The organism is Thermophilibacter sp. ZX-H3, assembly GCF_052599055.1.
On sequence record NZ_JBQXES010000023.1, the window covers coordinates 35,408 to 46,062 of the forward strand.

A 10,655-nucleotide genomic window follows, 5' to 3' on the forward strand; every position below is an offset into this window, starting at 1 on the left:
CGGGGGGGATGGGGCTGTGGGGGGATTTTGTTCAGCACAGAACCCTTCACTCTCCCGCGGGGCGCGGACGGACGCGGGACGCGCGCCCGCCGCGCGGCGCTGGCGGGCGCACGGGTCAGATGGACGCGAGACGCAGACGGGACCGGACGCGGCGCGGCCCGCCCGCTGCGCTATAGTAGGTGTTCCTATGGCTCGTACGGAGGGGAGCGGATATGGCGGACTACAAGTCGGACATCGAGATCGCGCAGGAGGCGGAGATGCTGCCCATCACGGAGGTCGCCGCGCGCGCGGGCCTCACGGAGGACATGCTCGAGCCCTACGGGCGCACCAAGGCCAAGGTCGACATCCACTCGCTGGCGGACCGCCCCTCCAAGGGCAAGCTCGTCCTCGTGACGGCCATCAACCCCACGCCCGCGGGCGAGGGCAAGACCACCACGTCCGTCGGCCTCGCCGACGCGATGAACCGCCTGGGCCACCAGACGATGCTCTGCCTGCGCGAGCCCTCGCTCGGCCCGGTCTTCGGCATCAAGGGCGGCGCCGCGGGCGGCGGCTACGCGCAGGTCGTCCCCATGGAGGACATCAACCTCCACTTCACGGGCGACTTCCACGCCATCGGCGCGGCCAACAACCTCTGCGCTGCCATGCTCGACAACCACATCAAGCAGGGCAACGCCCTCGGCATCGACCCGCGCCGGATCGTGTGGAAGCGCTGCGTGGACATGAACGACCGCCAGCTCCGCAACGTCGTGGACGGCCTCGGCGGCGTGGCGGACGGCATGCCGCGCCAGGACGGCTTCGACATCACGGTGGCCTCCGAGGTCATGGCGGTCTTCTGCCTCGCGACGGACCTCGCCGATCTCAAGGCGCGCCTCGGGCGCATGGTGATCGCCTACACCTACGACCGCAAGCCCGTCACCGTCTCCGACATCCACGCCGAGGGCGCCATGACGGCCCTGCTCAAGGACGCCATCAAGCCCAATCTCGTGCAGACGCTCGAGGGCAACCCCGCCTTCGTCCACGGCGGCCCCTTCGCCAACATCGCCCACGGCTGCAACTCCGTCGAGGCCACGACGACGGCGCTCAAGCTCGCCGACTACGTGGTGACCGAGGCAGGCTTCGGCGCCGACCTCGGCGCCGAGAAGTTCCTCGACATCAAGTGCCGCGCCACGGGGCTCGCCCCCTCCGCGGTGGTGCTCGTGGCCACCGTGCGCGCGCTCAAGTACAACGGGGGCGTCCCCAAGGCCGACCTCACCACGGAGAACCTCGAGGCGCTCGAGGCCGGCCTGCCCAACCTGCTGCGCCACGTCTCCAACATCAAGGACGTCTGGGGCCTGCCCGTCGTCGTGGCCATCAACGCCTTCCCCACGGACACCGAGGCGGAGCTCGCCCTCGTCGAGCGCCGCTGCAACGAGCTCGGCGTCAACGTCGCGCTCTCCGAGGTCTGGGCCAAGGGCGGCGAGGGCGGCGTGGCGCTCGCCAACGAGGTCGTCCGCCTCTGCGACGAGCCGTCCGACTTCCGCTACGCCTACGAGCTGGAGGGCGGCATCGCCGAGAAGGTCGAGGCCATTGCGACCAAGGTCTACCACGCCGACGGCGTCGACTTCACCGGCCCGGCCAGGCGCCAGCTCGCCCAGCTCGAGGAGCTCGGCTACGGCGGCCTGCCCATCTGCATGGCCAAGACCCAGTACTCCTTCACCGATGACCAGACCAAGCTCGGCGCTCCCGAGGGGTTCCGCATCACGGTGCGCAACCTCCGCGTGTCCGCCGGCGCGGGCTTCATCGTGGCGCTCACGGGCGACATCATGACCATGCCCGGCCTGCCCAAGGTCCCGGCCGCCGAGAAGATCGACGTCACGCCCGACGGCAAGATCGTCGGCCTGTTCTGACGGCGTTCATGGCGAGGGTGACGGGGTCGTCTGTCAGGTTTTGAGGAAGGGGCGCCTTGGACGAGAGGTACACGGAGCTGAGCTGCGAGGAGTTCTCCGACCGGCTCGCGGCGCGCGAGAGCGTTCCCGGCGGCGGGGGCGCGGCCGCGCTCGTCGGGGCGCTCGGGGCGGCGCTTTGCTCGATGGCGGGCTCCTTCACCGTGGGAAAGCCCCGGTACGCGTCCGTCGAGGACGAGGTCCGCGCCCTCGTGGACGAGGCCGAGGACGTGCGCTACCGCCTGCTCGAGCTCGTGGAGGAGGACGCGGAGGGGTTCGCGCCCCTCGCCGCGGCCTACGCCATCCCGCGCGATGACCCCGGCCGCGCGGAGGCGCTCGAGCGCGCGACGGAGGCGGCCGCGATGGCGCCGCTCGCCATGGTGGGGGAGTGCTGCCGCGCGGTCTCCCTCCTCGAGCGCATGGGGGAGCGCTGCTCGCGCCTGCTCGCGTCCGACGTGGCCTGCGGAGCGCTGCTCGTGCGCGCGGCGCTCGGGGCGGCGAGCGTCAACGTCTACGTGAACACCGCCTCGCTCGCGGACCGCGCGCAGGCGGCGGCCATCGAGTCCGCCTGCGAGGAGCTCGTCGAGGAGTACGTCCCGCGCGCCGAGCGGCTCGCCGAGTCGGTCCTCGAGGGCATCCGCGGGAGGTCTCGCTGATGGCGGAGCTGCTCAGGGGCGCCCCCGTCGCCCGCGCCATCGCGGAGGGCCTTGCCCCCCGCGTCGACGCCCTGCGCGCGCGGGGGGTCGAGCCCCGGCTGGCCGTCGTTCGCGTGGGCGAGCGCGAGGACGACCTCGCCTACGAGAGGGCGGCGGAGAGGCGCTGCCTTGCGGCCGGCATCGCGTTCCAGAGGGTCGTCCTCGAGGCCGACGGCGTCGACCAGGCGTCGCTCGAGGGCGCGCTCGACGCGCTCGGCGCCCGGGGCGACGTCCACGGCATCCTGCTCCTGCGGCCCCTGCCGGCGCCCCTCGACGACGCGGCCGCGGCGGCGCGCGTCCCCGCCGAGAAGGACGTGGACTGTGCGGGCCCCGCGGGGCTTCTCGCCACGCTCTCCGGGCGCGGCGGCGGCTTCGCCTCCTGCACCGCGGAGTCCGCGCTCGCGATCCTGGACCACTACGGCGTGCCGCTCGACGGCGCCAACGTGACCGTCGTCGGCCGCTCCCTCGTGATCGGGCGCCCCGTCTCTGCCCTCCTCCTGGCGAGAGACGCCACGGTGACCACCTGCCACACGCACACGCGCGACCTCGCGGCCGCCTGCCGTGCGGCGGACGTGATCGTTGCCGCGGCGGGGTCGCCCGCCGCCATCGGCCCGGGCTGCGCGCGGCCGGGCCAGGTCGTCGTCGACGTCGGCACCAACTGGGACGCCGCCGCGGGCCGCCTCGTCGGCGACGTCGATTTCGACGCCGTCGAGCCCATCGTCTCCGCCATCACGCCCGTGCCCGGCGGCGTGGGCGCCGTAACAACCGCCATCCTGGCCCGGCACGTCGTCGAGGCCGCAGAGAGGACCTGCCGATGAAGCTGACCGAGAAGCCCTCCTCGTCCTACAGCGGGGCGATGACCCCCGCGTCGATGGAGCTCAAGAACGAGCGCGTCGCCGAGACCAAGGCCGGGACCGACCTCGCGAGCGCCCTCGTGCTCGCCGTCATGTCGGGGGCGTTCATTTCGCTCGGCGCCACGTTCATGCTCGTGGTGAAGTCGGACGCCACGCTGCCCTTCGCAGCCACGCAGCTGCTCGGCGGCTTCTCCTTCACGCTCGGGCTCTTCCTCGTCCTCGCGGCGGGCGCGGAGCTCTTCACCGGGAACTGCCTCATGGTCATGGGCCCGCTCTCCGGGCGCTTCTCGTGGGGCAAGCTCCTCTCGAGCTGGCTGGTGGTGCTCGCGGGCAACCTCGCGGGCGCCCTGCTGGCGTCCGCCGCCATGCTCGCTGCGGGCGTCGCGTCCGCCAACGGGGGCGCCCTCGGGGAGGCGGCCATCGCCGTGGCGGAGGGCAAGGTCGCGCTTGGCTGGGGGACCGCCTTCGCGCGTGGCATCCTCTGCAACATGCTTGTCTGCCTTGCCGTCTGGGTCGGCCACTCCGCCAACTCGGTCACCGACAAGTTCTTCTCGGCGCTGCTGCCGGTCATGGGGTTCATGGCGGCGGGCTTCGAGCACTGCGTGGCCAACATGTTCTTCCTGCCCTATGCGATGATGCTGCAGGCGACGGGCGTCGCCTCGGGCTCGGTCGACCTTGCGGGCGTCCTGCACAACCTGAGCGCGGCCACGCTCGGCAACCTCGTTGGCGGCGTCGTGCTGGTGGGCGTGTCCTACTGGTTCGTGTACGGCAGGGGAAGGGATCGCGCGTGAGCGACAAGAGCACGTCGGGCGAGAAGAACGTGAACGCCCAGGGCTTTGGCCCCATCGACAAGCCCCGCGTGGAGGCGGCCGTCCGCGAGCTCCTGCTCGCCATCGGCGAGGACCCCGACCGCGAGGGGCTGCTCGGGACGCCCGACCGCGTGGCGCGCGCCTGCGAGGAGATTCTCGGCGGCACGCAGGAGGACCCGGGGGCGCACCTGCGCCGCCAGTTCCACGAGCCGGGAAACCAGGAGATGGTGATCGTCAAGGACATCCCGTTCTCCTCGCTCTGCGAGCATCACATCCTGCCCTTCACCGGCCGCGCGCACGTCTGCTACATCCCGCGCGACGGCCGCATCACGGGACTCTCCAAGATCGCGCGCTGCGTCTCGGGGTATGCGCGCCGCCTCCAGGTGCAGGAGCGGCTCACCGGGCAGATCGCCGACGCCATGGTGCGCGAGCTCGACCCGCTCGGCGTCCTCGTGGTGCTGGAGGCCGAGCACACCTGCATGACCATGCGCGGGGTTCGCGCGGCGGGCGCGCTCACCACCACCTCGGCGGTGCGCGGGTGCCTGCGCGACCTCAAGACCCGCCAGGAGGCCCTTCGCCTCCTCGGGCTGTAGCTCGCCTATTTGGGCGCCCATTTGGGGACAGGCCCCTTTTGGGCAAGTTTTCAAGCATACAAACTTGCCCAAAAGGGGCCTGTCCCCAAATGGGCGCCCAAATAGGCGAGGGAGCTAGTTGCAAGGGAGACACTGTGTACCAGCTGCCGTTCGAGGTTCCGGAGATCACGTACGAAGAGGCGCTCGACGTCCTGCACGGGGCGCTGCGCTTCGGGATCGAGCCCCTGCTCGAGACCGTGGAGGACATGCTCGCCGAGCTCGGCGATCCCGACCTCGCGTTCGAGTGCGTGCAGGTCGCCGGCACCAACGGAAAGACGTCAACGAGCCGCTTCACGGCCGCCATCCTGGCGGGGGAGGGCCTCTCCACGGCGCTCTACACGTCGCCGGAGCTCGTGAGCTACACGGAGCGCATTGAGGTCGGCGGCGCGCCCGTCTCCGAGGAGGCCTTCGCGCACGGCATCTCCGCCGCGCGCGAGGCGGGCCGTCGCGTGAACGAGCGCCGCGCCGCCCAGGGCCTTCGCCCCTACGACGTGACCGAGTTCGACACCCTTACGGTGGCCGCCATGGTCGTCTTCGCCGAGGCCGGGGTCGACGTGGCGGTGCTCGAGTGCGGCATGGGGGGCCGCTGGGACGCGACCTCCGCCGCCAAGTCCATCCGCGCCGTGGCGGTGACCGGCATCGGGCTCGACCACATGCGCGTCCTCGGGGACACCCTCGAGAAGATCGCCGGCGAGAAGGCCGCCATCATCAAGCCCGGCCGCACCTGCGTGCTCGGAGTGGGGACCGCCACCCCCGACAGCGTCGAGGACGTGTTTCTCGCCCAGGCGCGCGCGGCCGGCGTGACGCCCGTGCTGCTGCGCCCCGAGTGCCTCGAGGACGCGGCGGGGGAGATGCACCCCGGCGTGCCGCGCCGGCACGACGACCTCCCGCGCGCGAGCTACCGGATCGTGCGGCGCCCCGCGCGCATCGGGGCGCCCCTCGAGCTCACGGTGGCCACGCCGCGCGCCACCTACGAGGGGCTCGCCTGCCTCAAGCCCGCCTACCAGGCCGCCAACGTGGCCTGCGCCGTGGCGATCGCGGAGGGCTACCTCGGCCGAGCGCTCGACGCCGACGCGCTCTTCACCTCCGTCGTCCAGTGCCCGACGCCCGGCCGCTTCCAGCTCCTGCGACCGGAGCCGCCCGTCCTCATAGACGCCTGCCACAACCCGCAGTCGGTCGCGGCGTTCCTGACCGCCGTCGATGCCGTGGCGCCCGTCCGGGAGGAGCGGCCGACGCTCCTGGCGGCCGTTCTCGCCGACAAGGACGTGGCGGGCATCGTGGCCCTTCTCGCCCGCGCGTTCCCGCGCGTCGCCGTCACGCAGACCGCGAGCCCGCGCGCCCTCCCCGCGGCCGAGCTTGCCGCCCTCTTCGCCGACGCCGGCGCGGAAGTGACCGGGACGTATCCCACGGTTGAGGCCGCAACGTCGGCATTGTGTGGAGAATCCTACGTTGGATGCGGTTCCATCACGCTCGCGGGCGAGCTTGCGGCCCTTCTCGGATAGCTTTTGTTACAATTCAGCTGTCTGTGGCGTCGCACCGTGACGTTTTCCGATGGCAGAAGGAGTCCCCGTCATGCAAGAACTTTTCGACCAGCTCATCACGCCCGAGGTCCGCATGGTCCTCTACCTCATGGTCGTGTGCGTCGTCATGCTCTACATCCTCTCGATCGTCTATGTGATCCGCGACGCCCAGCGCCGCGGCGCGGAGCCCTGGTGGATGTGGGCGATCATCTCCGTGATCCCCATCGTGGGCCTGCTCGCCTACGTCATCCTGCGCCCGAGCTCCTACCTCATCGACCGCGAGGAGCAGGACCTCGACATCGCTCTGCGTGAGCACCAGCTCTCCCACTACGGCATCTGCCCCAAGTGCGGCGCCCCCATCGACCGCGACTTCGTGGTCTGCCCGATCTGCAACACGCAGGTGCGCAACGTCTGCCCCACCTGCCACCGCCCGCTCAACGCGGACTGGAAGGTGTGCCCCTACTGCCGCACCCGCATCCAGTAGCGACGCGAAGGTTCTTCTCGGCACGCACGGCCCCGCCCCGGCGGGGCCTTTTTCGTTTGGCGGGCCTAGGCAGGGCGATATACTGAGAACATCACGACCTCGGTGGAGGGGGCTCGCATGGGCGTATCACGCCGTTTGGCTGCACTGCTCTCGGTGCTTGTGGCCCTTGTCTGTGGCGTCATCCCCGTGCGATCAGCCGCCGCCCAGCTCGCTGATGATGACCGGGAGGGGATAGCCGAAGCCCTCGCGTCCGTCTATCTCGACCGCGACTCGTTCGGACTTGACGATGTCGACTTCGAGGCGCTTGAGGTGGGTGAGCCCCTGCCGGCCTACGAGGCTCTCCCCTCAGGGCCCGAGCGCGTGGCGCTCGACTACTTCCCTCTCTTCCAAGATGGCGAGCTCGTGGCGTTTGCCCTGCGTACCGAGGGCGGTATGTTCCAGCTGGATACCGCGCTCGCCCGAGGCGTGGGCTCGCTGGGACCTGATCAAGCCGCCCTTGTGTTCGACCGCGGCGCGTGCTGGGTGTGGGACGGGGCGTCGCTCGGCACGGCCTTCGAGACCGCCGAGCCCGTCGACGGCCGGTCGGACCTCTCCGAGGGGGTGAGTCCATCCTATTTCTCGGGCGTCGAGTCTGTCGAGCTTGGCCCTGCGGAGCCGCTTGGCTTCTCGCTGGCGCGGGACCTGACCGCACGGCCCTCGGGAGGGGCTGGGGAATCGGCGCCCCTTGTCAGCGACGGCTCTTCCGTGTCCCTTGTTGCTGCCGGTGCCGTCGTCTTGACTTGTGTTGTGGTTGCGGCGCTTGTGGTTCGCTTTAGGGCGAGGAGATAGTTCTGATCTTGCGTGGTCTTCCTCCCGTCCGCTTTGAGCATGCCTCCACGCACGGTTTCGCCTGAAATGGAGCTGGTTCCGTGCATGGGGGCATGCTCGGCAGAGCTGTGCGCAGAGGCATGCTCGGAGGACGCGCTGGCGAGAAGAACCTGCCCTCCGGGCCCGTCGAGCATGCCCCTGCGCACGGATGTGGCTCCGCACGCGATGATGCTGGAGCTACGGCGCTTGCGTGCGCGGAGGCATGCTCGTGGCGTTTCTAAAGCGTTCTTCTCGCTAGCTTCGTGGTCCCGAGCATGCCCCGGCGCACATTCCAGCCGAGCATGCCCCGGCGCACGGAATCGTGCGGAATCCGGCTCAGTCCGTGCGCGGGGGCATGCTCGGCCACCCACCTCGTCCACCCGCCCCGGCCCGGCTCGGCGCCCGCCGCGTGAGCGCAGATGCTGCGAATCTGTTTCCCCGTGCATAGACTCGGCCCACTTGTGGTAAACCTATGGTCAGGCAATGACGAAAGGCGTGTCCCAGATGCAGCGCATCTTTGCACATAGCGCTCGAACGCAGACTATCTAGGCGTCTGTCCCTTCCCCGGGCCGGCAGGCCCCGGACAGGCGCCGCATATCGCTCGACGCTGCCAGGACGGCGGCGTACGGGCGATTTTCATGTTCGCAGACCATCCAGAGAGAGGTTTCCCATGAAGGTCCTGTATAACGACGGCCACATCGACGAGTGCCCCGCCGACGAGGTCACCCACGTCGTCCGCCACAGCGCCGCCCACATCATGGCCCAGGCCATCAAGCGCCTGTACCCCGAGGCGGACTTTGCCTACGGCCCGGCCACCGACAACGGCTTCTACTACGACATCGACCTGCCCGAGGGCCAGAAGATCTCCGAGGAGGACTTCCCGGCCATCGAGGCCGAGATGAAGAAGATCGTGAAGGAGAACCTCAAGTTCACCGTCTTCGAGCTCCCGCGCGCCGAGGCCATCGCCCTCATGGAGGAGCGCGGCGAGAAGTACAAGGTCGAGCACATCGGCGATTTGCCCGAGGACGCGCGCATCACCTTCTACCAGCAGGGCGAGTACATCGACATGTGCGTGGGCCCGCACCTCACCTACACCAAGGCGCTCAAGGCCTTCAAGCTCACGGGCGTCTCGGGCGCCTACTGGAAGGGCGACAAGGACAACAAGATGCTCATCCGCGTCAACGGCACCGCGTTCGCCACGAAGGACGAGCTCGACGAGCACCTGCGCCTGCTCGAGGAGGCCAAGAAGCGCGACCACCGCAAGATCGGCCGCGAGATGGACATCTTCATGATGCGCGACGAGGCCCCCGGCTTCCCGTTCTTCCTGCCCAACGGCATGATCCTCAAGAACGAGCTCCTCAGCTACTGGCGCGAGATCCACCGCGCCGCCGGCTACGTGGAGATCTCCACGCCCATGATCATGAACAAGGAGCTCTGGAAGACCTCCGGCCACTGGGACCACTACAAGGACAACATGTACTCCACGATCATCGACGACGAGGAGTACTGCATCAAGCCGATGAACTGCCCGGGCGGCGTGCTCGTCTACGCCTCCAAGCCGCACAGCTATCGCGAGCTGCCCATTCGCGCCGGCGAGATTGGCCTCGTGCACCGTCACGAGATGCGCGGCGCCCTGCACGGCCTCTTCCGCGTGCGCTGCTTCAACCAGGACGACGCCCACCTCTTCGTGCGCCCCGACCAGCTCACCGACGAGATCGTGGGCGTGGTGAACCTCATCGACTCCGTGTACGAGAAGTTCGGCTTCACCTACCACCTCGAGCTCTCCACGCGCCCCGAGGACTCCATGGGCTCCGACGAGGACTGGGAGCGCGCCGAGGCCGCGCTGCGCCACGCGCTCGAGAAGCTCGGCAAGGACTACGTGGTCAACGAGGGCGACGGCGCCTTCTACGGCCCCAAGATCGACTTCCACCTGGAGGACTCGCTCGGCCGCACCTGGCAGTGCGGCACGGTCCAGCTGGACTTCCAGATGCCCATCAACTTCGACCTCGAGTACACGGACGCCGACGGCTCTAAGAAGCGGCCGATCATGCTGCACCGCGTGGCGTTCGGCTCCATCGAGCGCTTCATCGGCATCCTGATCGAGCACTTCGCCGGCAAGTTCCCCACGTGGCTCGCTCCGTGCCAGGTGAAGGTCCTGCCGGTCTCCGAGAAGAGCCGCGACTACGCGCGCTCGGTCACCGAGAAGCTCGAGGCCGCAGGCATCCGCGCCGTCCTCGACGAGCGCGACGAGAAGATCGGCTACAAGATCCGCGAGGCGCGCAACATCGACCGCCCGCCCTACATGCTCATCCTCGGCGAGAAGGAGGTCGAGGCCGGCACCGTCTCCGTCCGCGACCGCTCCAACGAGACCGTCTCCCGCGACCTCGATGATTTCATCGCCGACGTCACGGCCGAGATCGCCGAGCGCCGCTAGGCGCGCGCCGCGGTGGGCGAGAAGAACCTCGATCTAGCGACCCTCCAGACGCTCTCGTCCCAGATGGGGCGGGAGCGCTGGAGGGTCCTTTCCGACGCCGCGCAGGTCGTGGCCAACTACCTCGTCTGCCACCCGCGCGTGGAGGCAGTGCGCTACCCGGGGCTCAAGACAGACCCCGACTTTCCGCGGGCAGCGAACACGCTCGTCGGCGGCTTCGGGCCCTACGTGGCGTACCGTGCGGCGGGGGAGTGGCGCCTCTGGGAGGCCGACGAGCGCGATGCGCGCGACCAGGTGATGGAGCTTGAGCTCTCCCTCGGGTAAGGCAAGGGGGCGGGGGGGGGGGGGGGGGGGGGGGGGGGGGGGGGGGGGGGGGGGGGGGGGGGGGGGGGGGGGGGGGGGGGGGGGGGGGGGGGGGGGGGGGGGGGGGGGGGGGGGGGGGGGGGGGGGGGGGGGGGGGGG

General features: G+C 70.0%; 10 protein-coding genes. All 10 read left to right on the forward strand.

The annotated features are described in order from the left end of the window. The first annotated feature begins 212 nt into the window (after positions 1-212). The 10 genes from ACULPM_RS09740 (at position 213) to ACULPM_RS09785 (ending at position 10,517) form a co-directional block, all read left to right on the forward strand. Positions 213-1,886, forward strand: a complete 1,674-nt coding sequence (locus tag ACULPM_RS09740; protein WP_167931046.1) for a formate--tetrahydrofolate ligase — start codon at positions 213-215, stop codon at positions 1,884-1,886. Positions 1,887-1,942: 56 nt separating this feature from the next. Continuing rightward, complete coding sequence (locus tag ACULPM_RS09745) at positions 1,943-2,578, forward strand: cyclodeaminase/cyclohydrolase family protein (RefSeq protein WP_167931047.1); 636 nt, start codon at positions 1,943-1,945, stop codon at positions 2,576-2,578. Next, the gene (locus ACULPM_RS09750; protein ID WP_167931048.1) at positions 2,578-3,435 is read left to right on the forward strand and encodes a bifunctional 5,10-methylenetetrahydrofolate dehydrogenase/5,10-methenyltetrahydrofolate cyclohydrolase; all 858 of its coding nucleotides are present in this window, start codon (positions 2,578-2,580) and stop codon (positions 3,433-3,435) included. Before ACULPM_RS09745 ends, ACULPM_RS09750 begins: the two co-directional genes overlap by 1 nt. Then, positions 3,432-4,262, forward strand: a complete 831-nt coding sequence (locus ACULPM_RS09755) for a formate/nitrite transporter family protein (protein ID WP_167931049.1) — start codon at positions 3,432-3,434, stop codon at positions 4,260-4,262. The genes ACULPM_RS09750 and ACULPM_RS09755 overlap by 4 nt, the downstream gene beginning before the upstream one ends. Then, a complete protein-coding gene (folE, locus tag ACULPM_RS09760; RefSeq protein WP_445332253.1) occupies positions 4,259-4,873 on the forward strand; it encodes a GTP cyclohydrolase I FolE in 615 nt (204 codons plus the stop codon). Before ACULPM_RS09755 ends, folE begins: the two co-directional genes overlap by 4 nt. A gap of 134 nt (positions 4,874-5,007) precedes the next feature. Continuing rightward, positions 5,008-6,414, forward strand: a complete 1,407-nt coding sequence (locus ACULPM_RS09765; RefSeq protein ID WP_445332254.1) for a bifunctional folylpolyglutamate synthase/dihydrofolate synthase — start codon at positions 5,008-5,010, stop codon at positions 6,412-6,414. Between the two features lie 70 nt (positions 6,415-6,484). Continuing rightward, positions 6,485-6,916 carry a zinc ribbon domain-containing protein gene (locus ACULPM_RS09770; RefSeq protein ID WP_075280274.1) on the forward strand — a complete coding sequence of 144 codons (432 nt, stop codon included), beginning with the start codon at positions 6,485-6,487 and terminating at the stop codon, positions 6,914-6,916. A gap of 117 nt (positions 6,917-7,033) precedes the next feature. After that, on the forward strand, positions 7,034-7,744 hold the full coding sequence (locus ACULPM_RS09775; RefSeq protein ID WP_445332255.1) for a hypothetical protein: 711 nt from the start codon (positions 7,034-7,036) through the stop codon (positions 7,742-7,744). A 688-nt stretch (positions 7,745-8,432) separates the two neighbouring features. Then, on the forward strand, positions 8,433-10,196 hold the full coding sequence (gene thrS / locus ACULPM_RS09780; protein WP_445332256.1) for a threonine--tRNA ligase: 1,764 nt from the start codon (positions 8,433-8,435) through the stop codon (positions 10,194-10,196). 12 nt (positions 10,197-10,208) lie between these two features. Beyond that, positions 10,209-10,517 carry a PLP-dependent transferase gene (locus tag ACULPM_RS09785; protein ID WP_167931097.1) on the forward strand — a complete coding sequence of 103 codons (309 nt, stop codon included), beginning with the start codon at positions 10,209-10,211 and terminating at the stop codon, positions 10,515-10,517. The last annotated feature ends 138 nt before the right edge of the window (positions 10,518-10,655 follow it).

Coding starts and splice junctions, on each gene's coding strand:
- ACULPM_RS09755 (WP_167931049.1), top strand. CDS start 3,432: ATGAAGCTGACCGAGAAGCCCTCCTCGTCCTACAGCGGGGCGATGACC.
- ACULPM_RS09750 (WP_167931048.1), top strand. CDS start 2,578: ATGGCGGAGCTGCTCAGGGGCGCCCCCGTCGCCCGCGCCATCGCGGAG.
- ACULPM_RS09775 (WP_445332255.1), top strand. CDS start 7,034: ATGGGCGTATCACGCCGTTTGGCTGCACTGCTCTCGGTGCTTGTGGCC.
- ACULPM_RS09740 (WP_167931046.1), top strand. CDS start 213: ATGGCGGACTACAAGTCGGACATCGAGATCGCGCAGGAGGCGGAGATG.
- thrS (WP_445332256.1), top strand. CDS start 8,433: ATGAAGGTCCTGTATAACGACGGCCACATCGACGAGTGCCCCGCCGAC.
- ACULPM_RS09770 (WP_075280274.1), top strand. CDS start 6,485: ATGCAAGAACTTTTCGACCAGCTCATCACGCCCGAGGTCCGCATGGTC.